Origin of the sequence: Micromonospora sp. DT231 (assembly GCF_049847025.1) — a bacterium.
Lineage (GTDB): Bacteria > Actinomycetota > Actinomycetes > Mycobacteriales > Micromonosporaceae > Micromonospora.
This window is the reverse complement of sequence record NZ_JBNCNO010000007.1, coordinates 206,741-232,122: the sequence shown is the minus strand read 5'-3', so window position 1 is coordinate 232,122 and position 25,382 is coordinate 206,741. Positions and strand designations below refer to the sequence as shown.

The 25,382-nt window shown below is 72.0% G+C and carries 22 protein-coding genes; 11 read left to right on the top strand and 11 right to left on the bottom strand.

Annotated elements, in window-relative coordinates; genetic code table 11:
* Nucleotides 1–190 precede the first annotated feature (190 nt).
* Nucleotides 191–3,904: a S8 family serine peptidase gene (locus ACPXBU_RS20275; protein WP_425759179.1), complete on the top strand. Its 3,714-nt coding sequence runs from the start codon at nucleotides 191–193 to the stop codon at nucleotides 3,902–3,904.
* Between the two features lie 146 nt (nucleotides 3,905–4,050).
* Nucleotides 4,051–4,545, top strand: coding sequence for a DUF1772 domain-containing protein (locus ACPXBU_RS20270; RefSeq protein ID WP_425759178.1), 495 nt, complete (start codon nucleotides 4,051–4,053; stop codon nucleotides 4,543–4,545).
* Between the two features lie 32 nt (nucleotides 4,546–4,577).
* On the opposite strand, the gene ACPXBU_RS20265 is transcribed toward ACPXBU_RS20270, so the two are convergent.
* Nucleotides 4,578–5,060 carry a MarR family winged helix-turn-helix transcriptional regulator gene (locus tag ACPXBU_RS20265; protein WP_393371162.1) on the bottom strand — a complete coding sequence of 161 codons (483 nt, stop codon included), beginning with the start codon at nucleotides 5,058–5,060 and terminating at the stop codon, nucleotides 4,578–4,580.
* 136 nt (nucleotides 5,061–5,196) lie between these two features.
* Between ACPXBU_RS20265 and ACPXBU_RS20260 the strand changes: the two genes are divergently transcribed.
* Nucleotides 5,197–5,757, top strand: coding sequence for an NADPH-dependent FMN reductase (locus tag ACPXBU_RS20260; RefSeq protein WP_393371160.1), 561 nt, complete (start codon nucleotides 5,197–5,199; stop codon nucleotides 5,755–5,757).
* A 75-nt stretch (nucleotides 5,758–5,832) separates the two neighbouring features.
* Here the strand turns inward: ACPXBU_RS20260 and ACPXBU_RS20255 are convergent, their stop codons facing one another.
* Nucleotides 5,833–6,771, bottom strand: a complete 939-nt coding sequence (locus ACPXBU_RS20255; RefSeq protein ID WP_425759177.1) for an SDR family NAD(P)-dependent oxidoreductase — start codon at nucleotides 6,769–6,771, stop codon at nucleotides 5,833–5,835.
* A gap of 118 nt (nucleotides 6,772–6,889) precedes the next feature.
* Here ACPXBU_RS20255 and ACPXBU_RS20250 point away from each other — a divergent pair, with 118 nt between their 5' ends.
* A complete protein-coding gene (locus ACPXBU_RS20250) occupies nucleotides 6,890–7,795 on the top strand; it encodes a LysR family transcriptional regulator (protein WP_393371154.1) in 906 nt (301 codons plus the stop codon).
* A 25-nt stretch (nucleotides 7,796–7,820) separates the two neighbouring features.
* On the opposite strand, the gene ACPXBU_RS20245 is transcribed toward ACPXBU_RS20250, so the two are convergent.
* A complete protein-coding gene (locus ACPXBU_RS20245; protein WP_393371153.1) occupies nucleotides 7,821–8,738 on the bottom strand; it encodes an RNA polymerase sigma-70 factor in 918 nt (305 codons plus the stop codon).
* Nucleotides 8,735–9,940 (bottom strand): NAD(P)/FAD-dependent oxidoreductase, encoded by a 1,206-nt coding sequence (locus ACPXBU_RS20240; RefSeq protein WP_425759175.1) that lies wholly within the window; start codon nucleotides 9,938–9,940, stop codon nucleotides 8,735–8,737. The genes ACPXBU_RS20245 and ACPXBU_RS20240 overlap by 4 nt, the downstream gene beginning before the upstream one ends.
* 124 nt (nucleotides 9,941–10,064) lie before the next feature.
* Here ACPXBU_RS20240 and ACPXBU_RS20235 point away from each other — a divergent pair, with 124 nt between their 5' ends.
* Nucleotides 10,065–11,369, top strand: coding sequence for an MFS transporter (locus ACPXBU_RS20235; RefSeq protein ID WP_425759174.1), 1,305 nt, complete (start codon nucleotides 10,065–10,067; stop codon nucleotides 11,367–11,369).
* A 75-nt stretch (nucleotides 11,370–11,444) separates the two neighbouring features.
* Here the strand turns inward: ACPXBU_RS20235 and ACPXBU_RS20230 are convergent, their stop codons facing one another.
* Genes ACPXBU_RS20230 through ACPXBU_RS20220 form a run of 3 tightly spaced genes read right to left on the bottom strand, consistent with a single transcriptional unit; the run spans nucleotide 11,445 to nucleotide 14,065 of the window.
* Nucleotides 11,445–11,930: a GNAT family N-acetyltransferase gene (locus ACPXBU_RS20230; protein ID WP_425759173.1), complete on the bottom strand. Its 486-nt coding sequence runs from the start codon at nucleotides 11,928–11,930 to the stop codon at nucleotides 11,445–11,447.
* A gap of 48 nt (nucleotides 11,931–11,978) precedes the next feature.
* Nucleotides 11,979–12,995: a phosphotransferase family protein gene (locus tag ACPXBU_RS20225; protein WP_425759172.1), complete on the bottom strand. Its 1,017-nt coding sequence runs from the start codon at nucleotides 12,993–12,995 to the stop codon at nucleotides 11,979–11,981.
* Nucleotides 12,992–14,065 (bottom strand): LacI family DNA-binding transcriptional regulator, encoded by a 1,074-nt coding sequence (locus ACPXBU_RS20220; protein ID WP_425759171.1) that lies wholly within the window; start codon nucleotides 14,063–14,065, stop codon nucleotides 12,992–12,994. The genes ACPXBU_RS20225 and ACPXBU_RS20220 overlap by 4 nt, the downstream gene beginning before the upstream one ends.
* 113 nt (nucleotides 14,066–14,178) lie before the next feature.
* On the opposite strand from ACPXBU_RS20220, the gene ACPXBU_RS20215 reads away from it, so the two are divergent.
* Genes ACPXBU_RS20215 through ACPXBU_RS20205 form a run of 3 tightly spaced genes read left to right on the top strand, consistent with a single transcriptional unit; the run spans nucleotide 14,179 to nucleotide 17,281 of the window.
* Nucleotides 14,179–15,333, top strand: a complete 1,155-nt coding sequence (locus tag ACPXBU_RS20215; RefSeq protein WP_425759169.1) for a Gfo/Idh/MocA family protein — start codon at nucleotides 14,179–14,181, stop codon at nucleotides 15,331–15,333.
* The gene (locus tag ACPXBU_RS20210) at nucleotides 15,330–16,481 is read left to right on the top strand and encodes a dihydrodipicolinate synthase family protein (protein ID WP_425759168.1); all 1,152 of its coding nucleotides are present in this window, start codon (nucleotides 15,330–15,332) and stop codon (nucleotides 16,479–16,481) included. Before ACPXBU_RS20215 ends, ACPXBU_RS20210 begins: the two co-directional genes overlap by 4 nt.
* Nucleotides 16,478–17,281 carry a sugar phosphate isomerase/epimerase family protein gene (locus tag ACPXBU_RS20205; RefSeq protein ID WP_425759167.1) on the top strand — a complete coding sequence of 268 codons (804 nt, stop codon included), beginning with the start codon at nucleotides 16,478–16,480 and terminating at the stop codon, nucleotides 17,279–17,281. The genes ACPXBU_RS20210 and ACPXBU_RS20205 overlap by 4 nt, the downstream gene beginning before the upstream one ends.
* 63 nt (nucleotides 17,282–17,344) lie before the next feature.
* Here the strand turns inward: ACPXBU_RS20205 and ACPXBU_RS20200 are convergent, their stop codons facing one another.
* Nucleotides 17,345–18,904, bottom strand: a complete 1,560-nt coding sequence (locus ACPXBU_RS20200; RefSeq protein WP_393371131.1) for an acetolactate synthase large subunit — start codon at nucleotides 18,902–18,904, stop codon at nucleotides 17,345–17,347.
* A 107-nt stretch (nucleotides 18,905–19,011) separates the two neighbouring features.
* Between ACPXBU_RS20200 and ACPXBU_RS20195 the strand changes: the two genes are divergently transcribed.
* Complete coding sequence (locus ACPXBU_RS20195; protein WP_425759166.1) at nucleotides 19,012–19,539, top strand: hypothetical protein; 528 nt, start codon at nucleotides 19,012–19,014, stop codon at nucleotides 19,537–19,539.
* A gap of 46 nt (nucleotides 19,540–19,585) precedes the next feature.
* On the opposite strand, the gene ACPXBU_RS20190 is transcribed toward ACPXBU_RS20195, so the two are convergent.
* The 3 genes from ACPXBU_RS20190 to ACPXBU_RS20180 all read right to left on the bottom strand — a co-directional run bounded on the left by ACPXBU_RS20190 (nucleotide 19,586) and on the right by ACPXBU_RS20180 (nucleotide 21,536).
* A complete protein-coding gene (locus ACPXBU_RS20190; protein ID WP_425759165.1) occupies nucleotides 19,586–19,930 on the bottom strand; it encodes a cupin domain-containing protein in 345 nt (114 codons plus the stop codon).
* 65 nt (nucleotides 19,931–19,995) lie between these two features.
* A complete protein-coding gene (locus ACPXBU_RS20185) occupies nucleotides 19,996–20,733 on the bottom strand; it encodes a PP2C family protein-serine/threonine phosphatase (RefSeq protein WP_425759262.1) in 738 nt (245 codons plus the stop codon).
* Between the two features lie 5 nt (nucleotides 20,734–20,738).
* Entirely contained in the window at nucleotides 20,739–21,536 is a 798-nt protein-coding gene (locus ACPXBU_RS20180) for a GntR family transcriptional regulator (RefSeq protein ID WP_425759261.1), read from the bottom strand.
* 151 nt (nucleotides 21,537–21,687) lie between these two features.
* On the opposite strand from ACPXBU_RS20180, the gene ACPXBU_RS20175 reads away from it, so the two are divergent.
* Nucleotides 21,688–21,969, top strand: coding sequence for a hypothetical protein (locus tag ACPXBU_RS20175; RefSeq protein ID WP_425759164.1), 282 nt, complete (start codon nucleotides 21,688–21,690; stop codon nucleotides 21,967–21,969).
* A 317-nt stretch (nucleotides 21,970–22,286) separates the two neighbouring features.
* Nucleotides 22,287–25,361 (top strand): S8 family serine peptidase, encoded by a 3,075-nt coding sequence (locus ACPXBU_RS20170; protein ID WP_425759162.1) that lies wholly within the window; start codon nucleotides 22,287–22,289, stop codon nucleotides 25,359–25,361.
* Nucleotides 25,362–25,382 lie beyond the last annotated feature (21 nt).

Below are 25,382 nucleotides of genomic sequence, written 5' to 3'. Positions count from 1 at the left end.
CTCCATGATCAACGGTGCGCTGAGGGCGGGGAGGGCGGGACGCGGGCGGGGGAGTGGGGGCGGGGGGGAGTGGGTGGGTTGGTGGCGGGGTTGTGACATGGCGTATGTGCGTCGGGGTGTGGGGCGCGGTGGGGGTGGGTGATGCGTCGATGCTGTGCTGCGTACCACTTCTCGACGCAAAGAGGTCATCTTGGCTCTGTCTCGCCGGCGTCGCCGATCCGGGCTGATCGCCCTCGGCACCGCCCTCACCCTGGCGGCCGGGTTTACCCCACCCGCCGCGGGGGCGTCCGCCGCCCCGCCGACCATCCCCGACCACCCGACCGGCCTTCCCCCGGCCGCTGCCGGACGGGCGTCCACCGTCACGTTGATCACCGGTGACACGGTCACGGTGACGACCGCCGCGGACGGCAGCACCGTGTCGACAGTGCGCCGCCCGGACGGCAGCACGCCGACCTTCCACCGCACCGTGCTCGACGGCGACACGTACGTCTACCCGGACGCCGCGCTGCCGTACGTCACAAGCGGCGTGCTGGACCGCCAACTGTTCAACGTCACCGAGCTGATCGCCGACGGCTACGACGACGCGCACACGGACAAGCTGCCGCTGATCGTCACCATGACCGACGCGGCGGCCCGCGCCCGCACCCGCCCCACAGTGGACGGTGGCGAGCTGGTCCGTCCGCTCGACAGCGTTCGGGGCGCCGCGCTGACTCGCCAGCGCGCCACCGCCGACCGGTTCTGGACCGCCCTCACCGCCGGCGCGGCCCGGCGTACGGGTGCCGCGCCGACCCTCGCCAACGGCATCGCCAAGGTCTGGCTGGACGGACGGGTGCGCGCCGACCTGGCCGACTCCACCGCGCAGATCGGCGCCCCGGACGTCTGGGCCGGGGGCAACACCGCCGCCGGTGTCGACGTCGCGGTCCTCGACTCCGGTGCCGACGCCGAGCACCCGGACCTCGCCGGTCAGATCGCCGAGTCCAGCAGCTTCGTGCCCACGGAGCCGGACATCCTCGACTACAAGGGCCACGGGACGCACGTCGCCTCGACGATCGCCGGCAGCGGCGCCGCGTCCGGCGGAGTCGAACGGGGTGTTGCCCCCGGCGCCCGCCTGCACATCGGCAAGGTGCTCAACAGCGAGGGCAGCGGGCAGGACTCCTGGATCATCGCCGGCATGGAGTGGGCGGCCCGCGAGCAGAAGGCCCGGGTCGTCAGCATGAGCCTGGGCGGTGAGGCCACCGACGGCAGTGACCCGATGAGCCAGGCCGTCGAGCGGCTCAGCGCCGAGACCGGCGCCCTGTTCGTGATCGCCGCCGGCAACGGCGGGCCGAACAGCATCGGCAGCCCCGGTGCGGCGAACTCCGCGCTCACGGTGGGCGCCGTCGACTCGACCGACCACCTCGCCGAGTTCTCCAGTCAGGGGCCCCGGGCCGGCGACGGTGGGCTCAAGCCCGAGATCACCGCGCCGGGCGTGGACATCCTCGCGGCCCGCTCCCACTACGTACGCGGTGGGTCGGGGGACTACACGCTGATGAGCGGCACCTCGATGGCCACCCCGCACGTGGCCGGCACGGCGGCGCTTGTCGCCGCCGCGCACCCGGACTGGACCGGTCAGCGCATCAAGGAGGCGCTTGTCAGCACGGTCAAGGCCACCCCCGGGTACACCCCGTACCAGGCGGGTGCCGGCCGGGTCGACGCGGTTGCCGCCACCCGGGCCACCGTCTTCGCCACCCCGAGCGCCTACTCCGGCTTCCAGGCCTGGCCGCAAGAGCCGGGGATGACCGTCGACCGGACGGTCACCTACACGAACCTCGGCAGCGCCCCGATCACGTTGAAGCTGGCTCTCGACGCGGCCGCCGCGCCGGCCGGCCTCTTCGCCCTCTCCGCCGACACGGTCACCGTGCCCGCCGGCGGCACCGCCACGGTGAAGCTGACCGCGGCGTACGACAAGCTGCCGGTGGAGAAGCAGGTCAGCGGCATGATCGTCGCCACCGACGACGCTGGCACGGTCCGTGGTCGGACGCTGATCGGCGCCGGCAAGGAGGGCCAGCGGCAGAACCTGACGCTCGTCGCCAAGGACCGGGACGGCAAACCGCTCGTCGGCAAGGTCATCCTCACCACCGACGGGCTGTTCACCGCCGTGGACCTGCCCGAGAGCGGCACCGCCACGCTGCGGCTGCCGGTGGCGAGTTGGACCGGCTGGATCACGGCGGACGTGCGCGGCGTGAACGGCCCGCGCTCCCGGGGCATGGCGATGCTCAGCTTCACCGACGTCAACCTGGACCGCGACCGCACCGTCACCCTGGACGCGCGGGCCGCCCGGCAGGTACGGGCCATGGTGCCGCAGCAGGTCACCGCCACCTCGCTGCGGATGGACATCCACCGGTCCACCGCGAACGGTCTCACCGAGAGTCAGGTGCTGCCCAACGACTCGTACGACAGCATGTGGGCGTTGCCGACGAGCCGCAAGGTCACCGACGGCGAGTTCGAGTTCGGCGCCCGGTGGCGGCTCGAACAGCCGGCGTTGACGATCTCCGCCGCCGGCCGCTCGTACGACGATCTGCTGGTGAAGCGGGCGACCCCCGCGCTGCCGGCCGGTCGTCGCCAGGTGGACGCGGTCTACGTCGCCGACGCGACGGCGGCCGGGCTGGCCAAGCGTCCGGTCCGGGACCGGGCGGTGGTGGTGCGGCGCAGTGACACCGTGGACATCGCCACCCAGGCGCGGCTCGTCGCGGCGGCCGGCGCGACGCTGCTGCTGGTGGTCAACGACGGCGTCGGTCGGCTCGACCCGTGGGACGAGACGCCGTGGAGTCCGCAGAGCCCGGCCCCGGTGACCGTGGCGACGCTGACCGCCGACGAGGGTGACCAGCTCATCGCGGCGCTGGGCCACGGCCCGGTGCGGCTGGCCGCCGAGTCGCACCCGGAGACCACCTACCTGTACGACGTGGCGCACCACTGGACGGGCACCGTGCCGGCCGACCCGACCTACCGGCCCGCCAAGCGGGAGTTGGCCCGGGTCGACGTGGAGTTCCGCAACTACCGGCCGGGCAAGGCGCTGGAGTTCCGCACCGACGTCTGGAAGGGCCTGGCCTCGGGCAACCAGGAGACCGTCCCGGCCCAGGGCCGGCGCACCGACTGGGTGACCGCCGGCGAGCGGTGGATCGACGACGCGTACATCGTCGGCGAGACCGGACAGCACCTGATGGAGGTGGCCACCTACCCGGCCGGTCGGCCGAGCGCCGTCGAGTGGTTCGGGCCGATCCAGCGACCCCGGATGGGTGGGGGTTACGTGCCGGTGCGCTACCTGGACACCGTCTACCTGCCCGCGCCCGGCTGGGGCGACGGGGGTGGGCACATCGGTGAGGCGCGGGCCAACTACGACATGGTCAACCGGACCACCCTGTACCAGGGGGACCGGGAGCTGAACTGGGGCAACGCCGAGTATCTCCAGGTCTCCGGTCTGGCCGCGCAGCGTCTGCCGTACCGGCTGGTGGTGGAGAACGACAGGGCCGCCTGGACCAACCCGTACTCCCGGCAGACCCGCACCGAGTGGGGCTTCACCTCGGCCGCCACCGGGGAGGAGTCGTCGTCGGTGCTGCCGATGATCCAGCTGGACTACCGGGTGGCCCTCGACTCCGCCGGGACGGCGTCGCGGCGCGCGCCGCTGACGGTGGTCGCCGGCCACCTGCCCGGCGTCTCGGGCACGGTCGGCGCGGTGACCGTCGAGGTGTCCTACGACGACGGGGCGACCTGGCGCAAGCAGCGCCTGAGCCGGCACGGGGACGCCTGGCGTACCTCGTTGGCGGCGCCGGCCGGCGCCGGTTTCGTGAGCCTGCGCACCACCGCGCGGGACGCTGCCGGCAACACCGTGAGCCAGCGCATCACGCGGGCGTTCGGCCTGCGCTGACGGTGCGGTCGGCCGTCGGTCGGGGTGCCTCGCGCAGCCCGACCGGCGGCCGGTCCGCGCGGGTCGCGGTTTCTCGGCGTACCGGTCGAGTCGGTGCCGGGGCCCGCGTCTGGTCAGGACGCGCGCCAGCGGGTGCAATGGGGCGCATGGGATTCCTGAGTACCGCGAGTCTGTTCGTCGCCACGGTGACCACCGGTCTGACCGCCGGGCTGTTCGCCGCCTTCGCGTACGCGGTCATGCCGGGCCTGGGCCGCACCGACGACCGGACGCTCGTGCTCGCCATGCGACGGATCAACGAGTCCATCCTCAACGTGTGGTTCGCCGCCTGTTTCGGCGGCGCGCTCGTGTGCACGGTGCTGGCGGCGGCGCTGCACCTGGACGCGGGGCGCCGGGCGGTGCTGCCGTGGATCGTGGCCGGGCTGCTGCTCTACCTGGTGGTGCTCGGTGTGACGGCCGCGGTGAACGTGCCGCTCAACAACGTGCTGGCCCGGGCCGGTGACACCGACACCGACCTCGCGGCTCTGCGGCACCGCTTCGAGGCGAGTTGGGTACGCGCCAACGTGGTCCGCGCGGTCGCGTCGACAGGCGCGTTCGGGCTGCTGGCGTGGGCGCTTGTCGAGGCGGGGCGGCTGCCCGGTTGAGTCGCCGGTAACCGACCGCGGCGGTTCCGGGCTCAGTCGGTCGTCTCGGCGTTCTCGGCGGTGCCGGCCCGCTGGAAGGCGCGGGCCAACTCGGCGAGGTCGTAGCCCTCGAAGTGCTGCAGGAAGCGGCGGCGTACGGCGGCCAGGTGGCTGGGCCAGGACTCCGTCAGGCGGGCGAATCCCGCGTCGGTGAGGACGGCGTTCCAGCCGCGCGCGTCCTCCTCGCAGCGCTCCCGCGTGACCAGGCCCTGCGTCTCCAGCCGGATGATGGTGCGGGTCATGCCGCTCAGCGAGAGGTAGCAGGCCGAGGCGAGCTCGTTCATCCGCATCCGCCGGCCCGGTGCCTCGGATAGGTTCATCAGGGCGGTGTATTCCGTGAGCGGTAGCTGACGGTCACCGACCATGTCGGCGTCGATCGCGCGGGGCAGCACGTGCATCACCTGGCCCAGGGCACGGACCAGGGCCTCCTCGTCGGGGTTGAGGGGTTGCCGAGGTTCTGCGGCGGGGTTGGACATTCTCACAGCGTACTTGCTTGATTGAGCAATTGCTTACTCAGCGTGTGATCGCGACCATAGGGGCAACATTTGCTTGACCAAGCAATCACCGGCTAGCGTCGGGCCGTCAGCGCAAGTACCGAGGAAAGGCGCCACCATGACCAGGATCGGGATCATTCTCGGCAGTACCCGCCCGGGGCGTAACGGTGAAGCCGTTGCCCGCTGGGTGCTCGAGATCGCCAAGCAGCGCACCGACGCGGAGTACGAGCTGGTCGACCTGCTCGACTACCAGCTGCCGCACCTCGACGAGGCGTACCCGCCGTCGATGGGCCAGTACTCCCAGCCGCACACGCTGCGGTGGGCCGAGACGATCGCCTCCTACGACGGGTTCATCATCGTCACCCCCGAGTACAACCACTCGACCTCCGGTGCCCTGAAGAACGCGATCGACTTCCTGTACGCCGAGTGGAACAACAAGGCCGTGGGCTTCGTCAGCTACGGCTCGGTCGGCGGCGCGCGGGCCGTGGAGCACCTGCGGTTGATCTCCGGTGAGCTGCAGATGGCCGACGTGCGGTCGCAGGTCGCGCTGTCGCTCTTCACCGACTTCGAGAACTTCAGCGTCTTCAAGCCCAACGAGTTCCAGCGGGACGCGCTGACCACCACCCTCGACCAGGTGGTCGCCTGGAGCACCGCGCTCGCGCCGCTGCGCCAGGCCTGATCGTTTCGCGCACGTCCGCAGACGGCCGCGGGGGATCCTCCCGCGGCCGTCCGCGTCTGTCCGTCTCCCGGGCGGTCAGGCCCGCCGGCCGTCGGCGAGCAGGTCGAGCGAGACCTGCCACAGCCGCTCCGCCGCCGCGGGATCGGTCGCATGGTCGGCGACGCCCTGCAGCGGCGTCTCCGGGCGGTGGCGCGCGGCCTGGTCGCAGTCCTCGAAGTAGCGGCCGCCGACGCCGTCGAGCTGCGGCCAGGCGGCGAGCAGCACCGACGTCGCCGCCCCCTGCTCCGGAGTCTTGAAGTCGTACGCCGGCAGCCCCGCGTAGTCCTCCTCGGTGAGGTGCCGTCCCAGGTTCGTGGCGACCGCGCCCGGGTTGGCCGCGTTGACAGTGATGCCGTCGTCGGCCCAGCGCCGGTCCGCCTCGACCGCGAACAGCGCGGTGGCGGTCTTCGACTCGCCGTAGGCGAGCAACCGGTCATAGGGGCGGGCGCGGAAGGTGACGTCCTCGAAGACCATCGGCGCCTGCACGTGGGCGATCGAGCTGAGCGACACCACGCGGGCCCGACCGGCCGCCGCGAGCGCCCGGTGCAGCCCGGTGGTGAGCGTGAAGTGGCCGAGGTGGTTCGTGGCGAACTGCAACTCCCAGCCCTCCGGCGTGCGCGTCTCGGGGGTCGCCGACACCCCGGCGTTGTTGACCAGGATGTGCAGGGGACCCGCCCAGGCCGCGACGAAGGCCGCGACCGACGTCTGGTCGGAAAGATCCAACGGTACGACCCGAATCGACGGGTTTGCCGTGCTGTCCCGGATGTCCCGCGCTGTCCGCTCCCCGGCACGTACGTCCCGTACCGCCAGGGTCACCTCGGCGCCTGCGGTGGCGAGGGCCCGGGCCGTCTCCACGCCGATGCCCGACGAGGCGCCGGTGACGATGGCGCGCTGCCCGCCGAGGTCGACACCGGCCACCACCTCACTGGCGGTGGACCGGCCGTCGAACGGCGTGGTGACACGTGTTGCAGTCATGATCGGCTTCCTTCGGTGGGTGTCGTCGGGAGGCCGCTACCGCCTCCCGGACGATCGTGCGCGGAGGTCCGGCGAGACGGCCAACACACGCTTCCTGACCTGGCTACAGTCTGTCTCTGTGGCCACCCCTGAGCTGCGGCAACTGCGCTACTTCCGGGTCCTCGCGGAGGAGCTGAGCTACACCCGTGCCGCCGCCCGGCTGATGATCGCCCAGCAGTCGCTGTCCCAACAGATCACCGCACTCGAACGCACCCTCGGGGCGAAGCTCTTCGACCGCGACTCCCGCGGCACCACCCTGACCGACATCGGCGTCCTGTTCCTGCCCGAGGCGCGCGCCGTGATCGACCGCGCCGACGAGGCCGTGGCCGTCGTGGGGCGGGCCCTGCGGGGCGAGGTCGGCAGCCTTCGACTCGCCTTCCTGACCACCGTCGCCAACCACCTCCTGCCCCCGGTGGTCCGGGCCGTGCACCAGCAACTTCCCGATCTCCACCTGGCCACCGAGTCCACCGGCATCACGCCGCTGGTGCGGGGCGTGCTCGACGGTCACTACGACGTCGCCTTCACCCGGACCCCGCTGGTCCCCGGCCTGGCGTCCAGGAGGCTGACGACCGAACCGGTGTGCGCGGTGCTGCCCGAGGGCCACCCGCTCGCCGACCGCGCCGAGTTGACGCTCGCCGACCTGGCGGACGAACCGTGGGTGACGACGCCGCGCAGTTCCTGGGAACCCTGGCACCGCACCTTCGACGAGCAGTTCCGGGAGGCGGGGTTCGTGCCGCACGTCGTCCAGGAGGAGGCCAGCGTGCAGAGTCTCCTCGGCCTGGTCGCCGCCGGAGTCGGCGTCACCAGGCTCGCCAGCTCGGCGGCCAGCCTTCGCCGCACCGGCGTGGTGTTCGTCCCGCTGACCGGCGCCTACACCCACACCGAGATGGTCTGGCTGCCGGGCAGCACCGCGCCCGCCCTGCGCCGGCTCCTGGACGTGGTAGCCGACCTCGCGGCCACGACCGACCTCACCAGGACCGGCTGACGCCCCGCCCGCCGGCGGGGTCGACTCAGCTCGTCCGAAGGTGGTGGGTGGCGCCGTCGGCGACCGCGCCGAGCTTGTCGGGGTTGGCCACGTTGTGGATCGCGGCGACGCGTCCGCCGGCATCGAGGTCGAGACAGATGGTGGCGACCACCCGGCCCCCACCGCTGAACACCAGGCCCGGACCTCCGTTGATCTCGACCAGGGCGGCGTGCATGTCGTGCGGCTCGACGCCCTGGTAGGTGACGGTGCCGATGGCCGCGAACCAGGCGGCGACCGACGCCGCGCCTCGGACCGGACGCCGGGCCTGGCGGACCTTACCGCCACCGTCGGTCCACAGCGTGACGTCCGGGGACAACAGCTCCAGCAGGGTGTTGATGTCACCGCCGGTCGCGGCGGCGAGGAACCGCTCGGTCACACCGCGCTGCTGCGAGCGGTCCACAGTGAAGCGTGGTCGCTGGGCCCGCACGTGCTCGCGAGCCCGGTGCGCGGTCTGGCGGACCGCGGCCTCGGAGCGTTCCACCGCGACCGCGATCTCCGCGTGACTGAACTCGAACACCTCCCGCAGGACGAACACCGCACGTTCCAGCGGGCTGAGCGTCTCCAGCACCACGAGCATCGCCATCGACACCGACTCGGCGTCGGTGACGGCGTCGGCGGTGTCCCCACCGGTCAGGACTGGTTCGGGCAGCCACGGTCCCGGATAGGTCTCGCGTTGCCATCGGGACGAGCGCAGACGGTGCATCGCGAGGTTCGCCACGATGCGGGCCAGGTACGCCTTGGGGTCGGCGACCTGGGCGCGGTCGGCCGAGGACCACCTGATCCAGGCGTCCTGCACCGCGTCCTCGGCGTCGGCCGCGGTGCCGAGGATGCGGTAGGCCACCGAGAACAACAGGTTGCGATGACGATGGAAGACCTGCTCGTCCGGGTCGGGCGGGTGCGTCACCGCGCGTCGTCCCGCCGACGGGTGCGGCGGCCGCCGCGCGGCCAGAAGACGCCGGAGGAGGGCATCGTCGTCATGCGGCGGTACGTCGGCCAGGGTGAGGCGCTCACGGTCTCCTTGTACCAGACCGCCGGACGCCCGGTCAGGCAGCCACGGCGAGGGCTGTCGTCGGGACGGGTGAACTGCACGACCGCATCGTTTCGGCCCAGGCTCACGGGCGTGTGGTAGTAACCGAAGCGGAACCGCCTGGGTTGCCTGCCCCGCAACGTCCGGGCGATCGACACCGCCGCGTGCACTCCGGTCGGCATGCCGCTCTGGCAGGTCCCGTGCAGCACGCCGTAGCCCTGCCGGATCGCCGCCGCGTCGCCGATCGCGTACACGTCGGGGTGCGACACCGACCGCAACGTGGCATCGGTGACGACGCGCCCGCGCTCGTCCACCGTCAGCCCCGCGGCGGCGGCCAGCGGCGACACCCGCGTACCGGCCGTCCAGAGGACGACGTCGGCCGCCACCGTCCGCGCGCCGGCCAGTTCGACCCCGTCGGGCTGCACCTTCGTGACCGTGGTCCCGCTGATCACCTGGACACCGAGGCGGGCGAGCGCGGCCCGCAGGTGTGACCGGGCCCTCGCGGACATCCTCGCCCCGGGATCCTGCCGACCCACAAGCACGACGTCGAGATCCGGGCGCTGTTCGGCGATCTCCGCGGCCGTCTCGACGCCGGTCAGCCCGCTGCCGACCACGACGACGGTGCCGCCGCCGAGCCGCGCCAGCCGGTCCGCAAGCGCCGTCGCCTCGCCCGCACCGTCCAGGGTGTACGCGTGCTCCTCGACACCCGGCACCGCCGCCGTGTCGGTCACGCTGCCCAACCCGTACACCAGGGTGTCGTAGCGCAGCACCCGACTGTCGTCGATCCGGACGGTCTTCGCGTCGGCGTCGACCGCCGTCACCCAGCCGCGGACGAAGTGCGCGCCGGTGTTCGCCAGCAGCGTCGGGATGTCCAACTCGGCGACGCGTTGCCCGGTCGCCGTCAGGTGCAGCCGGAGGCGCTCGGTGAACCGCTCCTGCGCGTTCACCACCGTCACCCGCACGTCGGCCTTCCTGGTCCGGGCCGCGAGCTGGGTCGCCGCGGCCATGCCGGCGTAGCCCGCGCCGAGGATCAGGACGTGGTGCGGGCCCGCCGGGCCGGTGGAATGCGCTGTGCTCATCGTGTGCCTCCGTGCTCGGATTGACGCCCACGAGATGCGCGGCGCCCGCCGCTTCGTGACATCGGGCCGCTGTGACGCCCGCCACGGTCAGCCCCGGGTGGCCGCGCCCACTACCCTCGTCGCGATGAGCCGATCTGCCGCCGCCACCCGGCCTCCGCTGTGGCGGGACCGCACCTTCGGCACCTACTGGGTCGCCCAGTCGCTCTCCGCGGCCGGTGACTCGTTCGCCTACCTGGCGGTGCCGCTGTTGGTGCTCCAGGCGACCGGGTCGGTGGCGCGGATGGGCCTGCTCACCGCCGTCGCGGGGGCGGCGTCCGTCGGCGCCGGGATCTTCGGCGGGGTGCTTGTCGACAGGTACGATCGCCGCACCCTGATGATCGTGGCGGACCTGGCCCGGTTGGTGCTCTACGGCCTGGTGCCACTGGCCTGGCTCGCCGGCCCACAGGTCTGGCTGCTCTTCGTCGTGCTGCCGATCTGCGAGGCGGCCGGCATGGTGTTCCAGGTCGCCGCGGTGACCGCGGTCCGCAACCTCGTCGACGCCGACCGGATCACCGAGGCCAACGGCCGGTTGCAGGCGACGTACGCGGCGGCGGCCGTCCTGGGGCCGCTGCTCGCCGGTGTGGTGTCGGCCCGCTTCGGCCCGGCGCTCGCCATCGCCGTCAACGCGGCGAGCTTCGCCCTCTCGGCAACCGGTCTGTGGCTGATCCGGCTGCGACCCGCGCGGGCCGACGCCACCGCACCGGCGACCCGGGAGCGGCCGGTTGCCGAGTTCCTGGCCGGTGCGCGGTTCCTGTGGCGGCAGCCCGTGCTGCGCGCGCTGACCGTGCTGCTGTCGGTGTTCATCTTCCTGACCTACGGCTTCACCGACGTGCTCATCTACCACATCACCCACGACCTCGGCGGCTCCGAGGGCACCGTCGGCACGGTGCTCGGCCTGGCCGCGCTGGGCACGGTCGCCGGCGCGTTGCTGGTGGCCCCGCTGCGCCGCCGCCGTGGCTTCGGCGCGACCTGGATCGGCGCGCACTCGGTCTGCGGTTTCGCCGTGGCGGGCGTCGGCCTCGCGACGAGCGTGCCGGCGGTCACCGCGCTGACCGCCGTGTACCTGTGCTGCCTGAGCGTCGGCGGGATCTGCTCGATGTCGCTGCGTCAGGAGATCACCCCCGATCGCCTGCTCGGCCGGGTCACCTCGGCGTTCTGGAGCACGCACTACGCCCTCGGGCCGATCGGCGCCGCCACGCTGACCTGGGCCGCCGGCCGGTACGGCGTCCAGGCGGTCACGCTCGCTGCCGGAGCGGGATGCCTGCTGGTCGCGATCGGCGGCCTCTTCACCCCGGTCCGCCGCGCCGGCTCCGAAGAGCGTCGTCCGCCGGCCACAGTCGTGCCGGGCACGGCCGGTCAGCCACCGGCGGACCAGCACTCGACGGCGTGAGCTGGAGGGGCACGGTGGCTTGTCGCGTGCCGTGCTCGGTCAGCCGCGGTGCGGGCGTCGGCGAGACGCCGCCGGTCAGAACTCCTGGTACATGACGTGCAGACCGACCCGGCCGAGGGTGGGGTGGCGGAACGCGCCGGGCACCGTGCCGACCACCGCGAAGCCCTCCCGCCGGTACAGCCCGACCGCCGAGCTGTTGCTCTCCACCACGGCGTTGAACTGCATGCCGTCGTACCCCCGCTGGCGGGCCCACCGCAGGGCGTCGCGGCACAGCGCGGTGCCCACACCCCGGCCCCGCGCCTCGGCGGCGACCATGAAGCTCGCGGTGGACACGTGCGCGCCCGGTCCGGGCCGATTCGTGCCCATCTTCGCGGTGCCGAGCACCCGCCCGCCGTCGACCGCGACGACGGTCCGGCCCGGCGGCGCCTCCGCCCACATGCCGTACGCCTGCTCGGCGGTCATCGCCGGATCGTAGGGGAACGTCTCCCGGGCCCGGATCACCTCCTCGACGATCGGCCACACCTGGGACCAGTCCTCCGCCACGAACTCCCGAATCCGCACGCCGAGCAGGGTACGAGCGGCGAACCGTCCGGACAACGGGAAATCGGGTCAGGCCGCGAGCGCGTCGAGTTCCGCGGCCAGCAGTGCCGCGAGCCGGGCGTGCCGCTGCGGGTGGCTGCGCGGAGTCATGCCACGGCTGGGCATCTCCACGGTCATCAGCAGGTACAGGTGCAGTCGGTAGAGACCGAGTCGGCGGCGCGCCGAGCCGTCCAGCACCAGGGGAGCGCCGACGGCGCTGCGATAGCCGCGCAGCAGCGGATGCTCCGGCTCGTCCTCGACGCGCCGGAAGAGCAGCGGCGAGACCAGGTCCAGCAGCGGGTCGCCGTAGAGGAACCGTTCGCCGTCGACCAGGCCGCGCAGCCGAAGCCGACCCTCCGGATCGGGCGCGGCCAGCACGTTGCCGTCCCAGCAGTCGAAGTGCAGCAGCGCCGGCCGGCGTACCTCGTCCAGCGTGTCGGCGTGCCGTTCCACGAGCGTGTGCAGGCGATCCGGGGTCACCGGCAGCGGCACGTGCCAGTCGGTCGCGTCGGCGAGCAGCGCGTCGAGCATCGCCGTGAACGCCACCCGCCAGGTCGGCCCGCCGGCCCGGTCGCCGTCGTACCCGAACCGGTCGCCGGTGACCCGGTGCAACGCGGCGAGGGCGACGCCGAGGTCGTGGCGCGCCGGGCCGTCGTCGACCGCGACGCCGGCCCCGGCCAGCTCGGACAGGGACCGGCCGGGCAGCATCGTGGTGACCAACCACTCGCCGTACGCGGGGTCGGTGCCGTGTCGCAACACCTGGGGTACGGGCACCTGCGGGGCGTGTGCGGCGACGAGGCGGAAGTATCGCGCCTCGGCGGCGCAGATTCCGCGTTCGTAGCGCAGCAGCGGCGTCCCGGCCGGCGGGGCGAGTTTCAGCACCACCCGGCGGTCGTCGTCGAGGCGTGCCCACCAGACCGTCGCGTATCCGCCGCCGGCCAGCGGCCCGGCGTCCCGGACCCGGGTGTGCGGGCCGAACGACGCGCGGACCAGGTACGCGACGTCGTCGCCGGTGAGCGGACGCTGCGTCGGGCTGACGCCGGTCACGAGGCCGCGTCGCCCCGTCGGGCGCGCGGCGCGGAGCCGGCGGTCACGGGGTCGGCGCTCGGAACGGGACCGGCGGTGTCCCTGCGGACCAGCTCGGCGGGGATCACCTCGACCCGCGTGACGGGGACCTCCGCGCCGAGCACCAGGGACATCGCCCGGACTCCCAGGTGGACGAGCGGCAGCCGCACCGTGGTCAGCGCCGGGGTCACGTCCCGGGCGATCGGCATGTCGTCGAACCCCACCACGGAGATCCGCTGCGGCACGGCCATCCCACGGGCCCGCAGGGTGGCGAGCGCCCCGATGGCCATCGAGTCGTTGAGGGCCACGATCGCGGTCAGCTCCGGGTCGGTGTCGAGCAGTCGCCCGGCCGCCTCGGCACCGCCGTCGCGGTCGAACTCGGCGTAGCGGATGAGCCGTTCCGGCAGGTCCCGGCCCTGCTCGGTGAGGGCCTGCCGCAGGCCGGCCAGGCGGTCGGTCGTGGTGGTCAGGATGCGCGGGCCGGCGATCACACCGATCACCCGGTGTCCCAGCCCGCACAGCTCCCGTCCGGCGAGGTAGCCGCCGGCCCGGTTGTCCGGCATCACCGCGTCGCCGGAGTGTTCGTGGCGACCGATCACCGCCACCCGCCCGCCGGTGGCCTCGTACGCGGCGAGCTTCTCGTTGAGCTGCCGGGTGAACGCCTGGTCGTGGTAACCGGACCCGGCCAGGATCAGCGCCGCCACCTGGTGGCCGCGCAGCAGCTCCACGTACTCCAACTCGCGGTCCGGGTCCCGATAGCTGTTGCAGATCATCAGCAGCCGGCCCTGGTCCGAGGCGACGCGTTGCAGGCCCCGGGTGATCTCGGCGAAGTACGGGTCGGAGACGTCGTGCACGATCACGCCCACCGCGCTGCGGTGCGAGCGGGCCAACAGTTGGGCGTGGGCGTTCGGCACGTACTGCAACTCGGCGACGGCGGCGCGGACCCGCTCACGTAGCTCGTCGGTCACCGGCTTGCTGCTGCCGTTGATCACTCGGGAGGCGGTGGCGGGTGAGACGCCCGCTCGGCGGGCCACATCGGACAGGGTCGCCATGGCCCGCCCTCTCGGTCTGTTGACGGCGTTTCACCGTGCCGGCTAGCGTCACGGTACCGCAGAGAAAGCCCTTTCCCGCAGGGAGGCCCGGCCAGCACGACGGAAGGAACTCCATGACCCACAGGTCGATCGGCATCATCGTCAACGGCGTCACCGGCCGGATGGGCTACCGACAACACCTCGTCCGCTCGCTGCTGGCCATCCGCGAGGCCGGTGGTGTGACGGTGGCCGACGGCACGACCATCTGGCCGGAACCGATCCTGGTCGGGCGTACCGAGACGAAGCTCCGGGACCTCGCCGCACGGCACGGGCTGACCGACTGGACGACCGACCTGGCCTCGGCGCTGGCCCGCGACGACGTCGAGATCTACTTCGACGCCCAGGTCACCCAGCAGCGGGAGAAGGCGATCCGGCAGGCCATCGAGGCCGGCAAGCACATCTACACGGAGAAGCCCCTCGCCGAGGACACCGCCGCCGCACTCGACCTGGCGCGGGCCGCGGACGCCGCCGGCGTCCGCACCGGGGTCGTACAGGACAAGCTCTTCCTGCCCGGTCTGCGCAAGCTCAAGCGCCTGGTCGACGGCGGCTTCTTCGGCCGGATCCTCTCGGTGCGTGGCGAGTTCGGCTACTGGGTCTTCGAGGGTGACTGGCAGCCCGCCCAGCGTCCGTCGTGGAACTACCGGGCCGAGGACGGCGGGGGCATCACCTCCGACATGTTCCCGCACTGGCACTACGTGTTGGAGGAGCTGTTCGGTCGGATCGCCGCCGTGACCTGCGTGACCGCCACCCACGTTCCCGAGCGCGTCGACGAGGCCGGCCGCCCGTACCAGGCCACCGCCGACGACGCCGCCTACGCCGTCTTCGAACTCGACGGCGGGATCATCGCGCAGATCAACTCGTCCTGGGGCGTGCGGGTGTACCGCGACGAGCTGGTGGAGTTCCAGGTCGACGGCACCGAGGGCAGCGCGGTGGCCGGGTTGCGCACCTGCCGGGTGCAGCACCGGGCGGTCACGCCGAAGCCGGTGTGGAACCCGGACCTGCCGGCCACCGAGGACTTCCGGGCCCAGTGGGCCGAGGTGCCCGACAACGAGGAGTTCGACAACGGGTTCAAGGCGCAGTGGGAGGCGTACCTGCGGCACGTCGTGGCCGGTGAGCCGTTCCGGTGGGACTTCCTGGCCGGCGCGCGCGGCGTCCAACTCGCCGAGCTGGGGCTGCGCTCGGCCCGCGAGGGCCGCCGCGTCGAGGTCCCGGAGCTGGTGGCTCGGTGAGTGTCGAGGTGGAGCTGCCGGGCGGGCGACGGCACCGGCTGGCCGGGGGGAGTGGCTTCGCCCGGCCGGCCGCGCCGGCGAACACCCGGATCGCGTACGCCGCCGCCCACGTGGTCGCCGACCCGAACGCGGAGAACGTGCCGGGCGCCCCGGCCGCTGTGGACTGGCACACCACGCTCGCGTTCCGGCGGCACCTCTGGTCGTACGGGCTGGGGGTCGCCGAGGCGATGGACACCGCCCAGCGGGGGATGGGGCTGGACTATCCGGCCACCCGGGAGCTGATCCGTCGCAGCGCCGCCGAGGCCCGCGCGGTGGGCGGGCGGATCGTCGCCGGCGTCGGCACGGATCAGCTGCCACCCGGGCCGGCCACCCTGGCGGCGGTCACCGCCGCGTACATCGAACAGCTCGGCGACGTCCGCGCGGCCGGCGCCCGGCCGGTGTTGATGTGCAGCCGGCACCTGGCCGCCGCCGCCCGCGGCCCGCAGGACTACCTCCGGGTGTACGACGAGCTGCTGACCGTCGCCGACGGGCCGGTGGTGCTGCACTGGCTGGGCCCGATGTTCGACCCGGCGTTGACCGGCTACTGGGGTGCGGTCGACCTGGACGTGGCCGCCGACACGGTCACCGAGCTGATCAAAGCACACGCGTCCAAGGTGGACGGCATCAAGGTGTCACTGCTGGACGCCGGCCGGGAGATCGCGCTGCGCCGCAGGTTGCCGGCCGGGGTGCGCCTCTACACAGGTGACGACTTCCACTATCCGGAGCTGATCCGGGGTGACGAGCAGGGCCACTCCGACGCGCTGCTCGGGGTGTTCGCGGCCATCGCGCCGGCCGCCGCCGCCGCGTTGGCCGCACTGGACCGGGGGGACCTGGCGGCGTACGCCGAGATCTTCGCGCCGACGGTGCCGCTGGCCCGGCACCTGTTCGCGGCGCCGACCTGGCACTACAAGACCGGGATCGTGTTCCTGGCCTGGCTGGCCGGGCACCAGGACCACTTCACGATGGTCGGTGGCGCGCAGTCCGGCCGGTCCGCCGCGCACCTGGCGACCCTGCTCGTCCTGGCCGACCGGGCCGGGTTGCTGCCGGACGCCGACCTGGCCGCCGCCCGGGCGCGCGCGTTCTTCACGGTGGCGGGCGTGGTGCGGTGAGCCTCGCGCGGTTCTCGTTCAACCAGGCCACCGCCCAGCGCTGGCCGCTGCCCGACGTCGTGGCCGGCTGCGTCACCGCCGGGGTTCCGGGCATCGGGCTGTGGCGGGAGCCGGTGGCGGAGTACGGGCTGGCCCGCTCGGCGAAGCTGGTCCGCGGCGCCGGTCTGGCCGTCACGTCGCTGTGCCGGGGCGGCTTCTTCGCCTCCGACGACTGGCGGACGGACAACCTGCGGGCCATCGAGGAGGCGGCCACCCTCGGCGCCCCCGAGTTGGTGCTGGTCTCCGGCGGGTTGCCGGCCGGCGGCCGGGACCTCGACGGCGCGCGTCGTCGGGTCGCCGACGCGATCGGGGAGCTGGCCCCACACGCGGCGGCGGCCGGGGTGCGGCTGGCGATCGAGCCGCTGCACCCGATGTTCGCCGCCGACCGCTGCGTGGTCACCACCCTCGGCCAGGCGCTGGACATCGCCGAGCGGTTCGCGCCGACGGTGGTCGGCGTGGTCGTCGACGCGTACCACGTCTGGTGGGACGACACGGTGTACGCGCAGATCGAGCGGGCCGGAGCACGGATCGCCGCGTTCCAGGTCTGCGACTGGGTGACACCGCTGCCGGCGGGGGTGCTGCTCGGTCGGGCGCTGCCCGGCGACGGCTGCATCGAGTTGCGGCGGCTGCGCGAGGCGGTGGACGCGGCCGGTTACACCGGCCCGATCGAGGTGGAGGTCTTCTCCGCGGAGGTGTGGGCGCGACCGGGCGCGGAGGTGCTGGACGCGGCGATCACCGGCTACCTGGGTCATGTCGTCTGAACCGCTCGAACGGCGGTGGACGCCACCGCGCCACTCGACGACGGGTCGGGGCGGACCGGCGACCTAGGCGGCGGGCGGGATGCTGGCGTCGATGAGGTGGGGGCCGGTCCGGGTCAGGGCCTGGGAGAACTGCTCCGCGAGCTGCTCGGCGGTGGTGGCGCGGGTGGCGGGCATCCCGAACGCGTTCGCCAGCCCGACGAAGTCGATCTGAGGATTGGTCAGGTCGAACATCGGGTTGGTGTCAGGATCGGCGCGGCCCGGACGGTCGCTGAAGTATCCCCACTCCTGGCGCAGGATGGCGTACGCCTGGTTGTTGAGGATCACGTTCGTGATGTTCAACTGCTCGCGGACCTGGGTCCAGAGCGCCGTGGCGGTGTACATGACGCAGCCGTCGGCCACAAGCGCCACCACCGGCCGGTCGGGCGCGGCCACGGCGGCGCCGACGGCCAGGGGCAGGCCGTCGCCCATGGCGCCCCCGGTCTGCATGAGCACGTCGTGGCGGGGAGCGCCGGCGGTGGCGGCGGCGAGGGCGATGCCCGAGCTGACCGACTCGTCGATGACGATGGCCCGCTCGGGCAGCAGCGCCGCGATGACCTCGACCCAGTTCTGCAGGGTGAGCGCGCCCGTGGGCAGCGCCGGTCGGTGCGGGTCGGTGACCTGGGCGGCGGTGTCCGGGGCCACCAGGTCGGCGAGTCGGACCAGCGCGGCGACGGCGTCCTGACCGACCTCGGCCAGCACGTGCGTCTGGGCGCCCTCGGGCACGAGGAGACTCGGCTGGTCGGGATAGGCGAAGAACGACACCGGGGCCTTGGTGCCCGCGACGACGAGGTGCCGCGCCCCGTGCAGTTGGTCGAGCACCTGGTCGGGATAGAAGCCGAGCCGGGGGAACGCGGGTAGGCCCGCTCCGCGTTCGACCCGGTTGGAGTAGAGCTCCGAGAAGACCCGGGCACCGGTCGCGGCGGCGATGCGCCCGGCGGCCAGCAGGCCCGCCTCTCGCAGCGCGGCTCCACCGATCACCAGCGCGGTCGGTTCGCCGCCGCGAAGAGCCGCCGCGACCTGCGTGATCACCTCCTGGTCGACGGTCGGTGCCGGCCGAGCCCGCACGGGCGCACCGGCCGCCCCTCCGTCGGACCAGGACACGTCCGCCGGCATGATCACGGTGGCGATCTGCCCCGGTGGCTCCAGGACGGCGGCAAGGGCGGCCGCGGCGTCTGGGCCGGCGCCGGCCGCGTCCTCGGGGCGGCGGACGGGACCGCGTAACCATCCCGCCAACGCGGCGATGTCCGAGTTCAACGGTGGGTCGAAGGCGGTGTGGAACGTCGCGTGGTCGCCGACGATGTTCACCACCGGCGAGTTGGCGCGTCGGCTGTTGTGCAGGTTCGTCAGGCCGTACGCGAGCCCGGGCCCGAGATGCAGCAGCGTCGCGGCGGGCTTGCCCGCGATCCGGGCGTAACCGTCGGCCGCACCGCTGACCACACCCTCGAAGAGAGCGAGGACGCCGCGCAGCTCGGGGACGGATTCCAGCGCTCCGACCAGGTGCAGTTCGGTGGTGCCGGGATTCGTGAAGAGCACCTCGACCCCGCCGTCGACAAGCGTCCGCAGCAGTGCTTCTGCGCCGTTCACACGTCACCCCAACGCCGGTCGGATCATCAGTGCTCAGATACTAAGCTCGCATTTCGGACTATTACTGCTAGGTTCCAGTAGATAGCCCAGGAGGTGAAGGGGGTCCGATGGGGCAGGGATGGACCGAACGTGGCTACCAGGCCCGGTGCCTGGATATCACCATCGATGCGTCCTTCGAGGACTTCCGGCGGACGTACGAGCAGGCCGTCCCGCCCTACGACGCGGCAGCGTTCAACGCGCTGGTGACCCGCGACGCGCCCTGGGGCGATGTGCTCGCCCTCATGCGTGACCGGGCGCCACACGACTTCCTCATCTACTGGAGCAGCGGCGACCTGCGACCGATGATGAATCTCGCGGGCGACCCCAGGCACTGCGTCGAATACCTGATGGGCAACCACACCACGGCTGAGCGGATGTTCCGCCACGACCCGGCGGCCATGCTGTACGCGCCACTGCGCACGTTGATCAGCGACAGACCCGACGGCGGAGCGCGGTTCGTCATCGAGCAACCCAGTCGCGCGTTCGGCTCGTTGGGAGTGGACGCGATCCACGAGGTGGGCCGGGAACTCGACAGTGAGGTCGCCGCCCTCCTGACGCACCTCAAGGTGCCCGTGCCGGCGGGCCTGTCCGACTAGCTGTCCTGTCCGGCGCGTCCCCTGGCGGGACGCGACCTCGGTTGTCCTACTCGGCTCGCCGATCCGGGGCGCGCGAGCCGTACGCCGGGCCGAACACCACGAGCAGCGCCAGGTCCTCGGTCACCTCGTCGAAGCGGTGCTCCTCGCCGGCCGGCACGAAGATCACCGAACCCGGGCCCACCTCGGCCGCGCCGTCCGGCGTCACGATCCGGGCCCGCCCCGTCGTGACCACGTAGATCTCGTCCTCGGTGTGTGGGCTCTGGTCGTCGCGACCGCCGACCGGGATGCAGTACGTCCCCACCGACAGGTCCGGCACTCTCAGCTGTTCGACCCAGTCGTTACCAGCCCCGGCGGGTGCGGTCCACCGGCCCGCGCCTTCGATGATCAGCATGGCGGAAGCCTAGTAGCTGCCGCCGAATTCGAGGGGTCCTGGACTCACTGGATCGGCTCGACGAGCTAATAGCGGACTGATCCGGGTGTCGATGTCACGTCAACGACGATGACGGTGACGTTGTCGTGCCCACCCTGCTCGATCGCCAAGGCCACGAGTTGGTCGGCGATGTCCCCTGGGCTTGCGTCGGAGTCGAGCGTGGTTCGTATCTGCTCGTGTGCCACGTACGAACTCAGCCCGTCAGAGCACAACAGGAATCGGTCGCCGGGACGGAGGTGGAGAGGCGTCAGGTCGGCCGACCGGCCGTCGTCACGTCCGTCGAGGAACCGGGCCAGCCTCTCGGGGAGGTTCGGCACCTCCTGCGCGCCGGCCACGAGGTGTTCGTAGGTGTGATCCTCACTGACCTGGACCATGGCGTTGTCGTGGGACCCGCCGCGTCGAATCAGGTAGGCGCGGGAGTCCCCGACGTTCGCCACGACCGCATGACTGCCGGACCGCAGCAACGCGACGAACGTGGTTCCCATCCCCGCCAGCTTCGGGTCCTCGCGGACTTTGCGGCGTAACGCCTCGCTCGCTTCGTTGACGGCCCGTCCCAGGACGTCAGCAAGATCCTCCGGATCCACCGGGCGGTCGTACGGCTGCACGGCAGCGATGGCTGTGCTGCTCGCGATGTCACCGGCGACGTGGCCGCCGAGACCGTCGGCAACGACGTAGAGCCATTGCCCTTGGCTGTGGGAGTCCTCGTTACGTTTGCGGACGAGGCCCTGGTGGGTCCGGCCGGCGGCTTCGATGGTGAAGGCCACGGTCATCACCCCTGCCTCGGTCCGGCGTCCGGCCACGGCTCCTTGGCGTTCGCGTCGCGGTGCAGGACGTGGACCGTCTCGACACGGTCGCTCGCCACGACGTACTCGGTCACCTCGACCGGTTTCTGGTCGCCTCCCGAGGTGCCGACCCGCACGATCTCCAGCACGGGCAGGTTGGTGGGAATCTCCAGGAGGGCTGCTTCGTCTTTGCTGGGCATCCGGGCGCGGTGAATCTCCATCCAACTGATGGGCCAGTGTCCGGCGTTCTCGATGTGGTGCAGCCACTCGCCCGCTGCCGGGTTCGCGTCCAGGTCGGCGACGACGTCGGCGACGCGTGGGTGAATCCACGAGATGTTGATCTGGAATGGGGCTTCGGACGTTGGTCCGGTAACCCGAAACCGGCGAAGCACTTCGGTGCCGGGCTCCACACGAAGAAGCTTGGCGATGCGGGGATCGTCAAGTGGGGCTGGCGCGCTGACGGCCTTGCCGTGACGAACCCATAGCTCCTGGCTGCTCGCTGACGGGAACGAGTAGCCGGTTGCTTGCTCGTTGCGCTTGACCAAATCGCCGCGGGGTCGACGTGGGCGCATCGTGCCGTAGCGAACGGCAATGCCGCGTCCCTGGACAGCCCACACGTAGCCCTCCGTCTCCAGCAGGGCGATGGCCCGCCCGATGGTGTCGCGGTTGGCGTCGTACTCGGCGGCGAGATCGTTGAGGGTCGGAAGGCGCGCACCCGGCTCCCACTCTCCGGCTTCGATCCGCTCTCGGATCCTGGACGCGATGTTCAGGTAACGCGAGTGCACCGGCACGTCCACACCTCCCCGCTTGTCCCGTGACGATCCTTGACTCTGGGCCAGATTGTCCCCAGACTATCTCGTATCAATTGTCCCAAGACAATCCGATGTCGAAGGGTCGCCCCACGGGGCCGGCGCACCGGGGTGCCTCAGGAGGCGGGTGGACGTGACTGAGAAACGTGGCGAGCCTGAAGAGCTGCGGCCCGCGAGCAAGCCGCCGATGCCCGAGATCCCGACGGTTGTCGTGGCGGAAGTGCCGCAGGTCTTCCTCCTCATCAGGGAGGAGGAGGTTGTCGGCTACCTCTTCGACCTTCCATCCGGAGTAGTTGCCATCCTCGATGGCGCGCGGGAGATCTTCCGATCGGACTGTCTGGAGGACTTCACGAGGTTCTTCGGCCCCCGACTGGATCTGGACATCGCGAAGGTTCGACAGGATCCCTGAACGCGTGTCTCCGGCCCTCGGGCGGGCCGAGCTGTCCACTGCGTACCGTCGGATCCCGTTTCCGGTGTTGCCCCTCGCCCCTCGGCCCCTCGCACCACCGCGCCGACGAGAGCTTGCCGGGGTGTTCACCCTGCTCCGACGGCATCGGGAAAACTTGATCTAGGCGCGGCCGGCGGAACGTGATCTTATACGCACCGGCGATCCGTAACACCGCGCAAACCGACGATTAACCGTCGGCGGCTTAGGTGGGGGAGCGCTCCCATGAGCGGATCGTGATCGAGGAACAGCTCCACAAGGGAGCCATCGAAAGGAGCCTCGTGGCTACAGGCACGAGCGGAAACAGGCTGCGACGACTAGCGATACCGACGCTTGTCGTCGCCCTGATCACCGGCACCACCGGGGTTGCGGGATCGGCGTCGGCGGCCCCCGGAGGGGCCTCGGGCAGCGGCACCACCAGCTACTTCACCGCCGGGCAGGACAAGAAGGTCACCCTGACCGACGGGGCCGACCGTCGACCCGACGGCCGCATCGAGGCCACCCGGCGTGCCGCGACGGACGCCGGTTCGGGCAGGTACGTCGTCGAGTTGGCCGAGGACCCGCTGACCGCGTACGCCGGAGGTGTGTCCGGGCTGGCGCGGACCCGTCCGGAGGCGGGCAGCCGACTGGACGTGACGTCGGCACCGTCGCGGGCGTACCGGGGACACCTCGACGCGCAGCGTAGCGCCATCGTCGCCGCCGCCGGGGTCACCGTCGACGCGGCCTACACCGCCGCCTTCAACGGGTTCTCCGCCAAGCTGACCGCCCAGCAGGTGACCACTTTGCGGGCGGACAAGCGCGTCCGCGCGGTGACCGCCTCGCGGGCCCTCGGCACCCCGACGCCGCCGCCCACCGCGCCGTCACCGGCGACCCCGGCCCCCGGCGCTCCGCCGGTCACGGCCCCGGCCACGCCGGCGCAACCCCCGGCGGGAGGCCCCGCCGGCAAGCCGGTCAAGCCCGGCCCCGGCACGGGCGCTGGCATGGTCATCGGCGTTCTGGACACCGGTATCTGGCCGGAGAGCGCGTCGTTCGCCAAGAAGATGACGGCCCCCTCGACCTGGCACGGCACCTGCCAAACCGGTGTGGCCTTCGTGGCCGAGCACTGCAATGGCAAGATCGTCGGCGCCCGGTACTTCGCCGACTCGTGGCTCGCGGACGGCGGCTCGTTGCCCGAGGGCGAGGTGCTGTCTCCCCGCGACATGAACGGGCACGGCACGCACACCGCGTCCACGGCGGCCGGTCTGCCGATCCCCGACGTCACCATCGACGGTCGGCACTTCGGTCCCGTCTCCGGGGTGGCGCCGGACGCCCAGATCGCCGTTTACAAGGTGCTCTGGAACGGCATGGGCTACGACGCCGACATCATCGCCGGCATCGACGCCGCCGTCGCCGACGGCGTGCAGGTCCTGAACTTCTCCATCGGCAGCGACCTCGGCGACTGGGAGGCCAACACCCCCATCGGCACCGCCTTCCTCAACGCCACGCTGGCCGGAGTCTTCGTGGCGGCCTCGGCCGGCAACACCGGCATCGTGAGCGGGGCGATCAGCAACGCGGCACCGTGGGTGACCACTGTCGGCGCGGCGGTGACGAAACTCGACGAGGCGACCGTCAGGCTGGGCGACGGCACGAAGCTCGTGGGCGGCTCGCTGGACGCGCTGCCCGCCGGCGACGCGCCGATGGTCTTCGGCGACCAGGCCGGTACGCCCGATCTCGGTGCGGTCTACTGCGAACCGGGCAGCCTCGACCCCGCCAAGATCAAGGGCAAGGTGGTCGCCTGCGCGCTGTCCAACATGTTCGCCTCGGCTGCCGAGATCAAGGCCAAGGGCGGCGCGGCGATGGTGGTGTTCGACCCGGTCGGCAACTACCGGATCAACTCGATCTTCAACTTCCCGGTCGTCTACCTGCCGACCGAGAAGCAGGCCGGCACGCTGTTCAACTACCTGATGCGCCACCCGACCGACGCGAAGGCGTTCCTGCGCAGCGGCGGTGACGGCTCCAGCGTCCCCGGCCTGCCCAGCGTCGCGGACTTCTCCTCCACCGGCCCGTCCAGTGTGGCCGTCGGCGTCCTCAAGCCGGACCTGGTCGCGCCGGGTTCGGACATCATCGCCGCGGTCTCGCCGGCGGGCAACTTCGGGCGCGCGTACGACGCGTACTCGGGCACCTCGATGGCCTCGCCGTACGTGGCCGGCGCGGCCGCGGTGTTGCGTGCCGCGCATCCGACCTGGTCACCGGGCCGGGTCGCCTCCGCGCTGCGGACCACCGCCACCGACACGGTCGGCACCAGCAGTCCCCTCGACCAGGGCAGTGGCTTCGTCAACCTGGCCGGGGCCACCGACCCCGGACTGGTCATCGAGCCCACCGCGGCGGACCTGATCGCCTTCAGCGAGACGGCCGCGCCGGACGGCAAGGAACTCAACCTGCCGGCCATCTCGTTGCGCGAGTACGACGGGACCCGTCCGGTGACACTCACCCGCACCCTGACCAACGTGGGCAAGGCGCGGGAGACCTACCGCTCGTCGGTGTCCGGGTTGGCCGGCATGAAGGTCACCGTGACGCCGTCGTCGGTGACGCTGGCGCCGGGCAAGTCCGCGACGGTGACCATCACGCTGCGCCGGGGCAGCGCGCCCTGGGACCGGTACGTGACCGGGTCGATCGGCTGGCGCGGCAAGGCCCACAGCGCCCGGATCCCGGTCACCGCCCGTCCGTGGGGCATCATGCCCCGTCCGTACGCTGACGACGGCGAGGAATTCGGCCGGATGACCAGCGGCTCGTTCGGCTTCGTCCAGCCCGGCTTCACCGGACCGCTCGCCGGTCGCAGCACCGGCTACACGCCGATGCAGCGTGCGTCGTACTCGATCCCGGCGGGTGTCTACGGCGGCGTGTTCGACCCGAAGGCCGCCGGCGTGAAGAAGTTCGACTTCACCGTGCCGGCGAACACCGCGGGCATCATGGTCGAGACCAACACCGACGACCCGAACACGAACCTGGACCTCTACCTGTACAAGGGCGACGAACTGATCTACAGCAGTGACAGGTACTGGACCAGCACCGAGCAGGCGTACAAGTTCCTGCCCGAGCCGGGGCGCTACACGGCGTACGTGTTCGCACAGTTCCCCGGCAACCCGGTCGTCGACTTCCAGTTCGGCCACGCCATCATCGGCCGCAACGCGAAGTACACGGGCGCCACGCTGACGCTTCCCCGGACGGTGGAGCGCGGTTCGTCGCAGCAGTTCACGCTGAAGCCGAACAAGCCGCTGCCCGCTGGCGACTTCTGGGCGTACACCGAGTACAGCACCAACGGCACCACCATCCCCGGCAACCTCGTCTACACCCAGCAGAGTGCCTGGGAGCAGTAGCCGGTAGTAGACGGTGGGGCG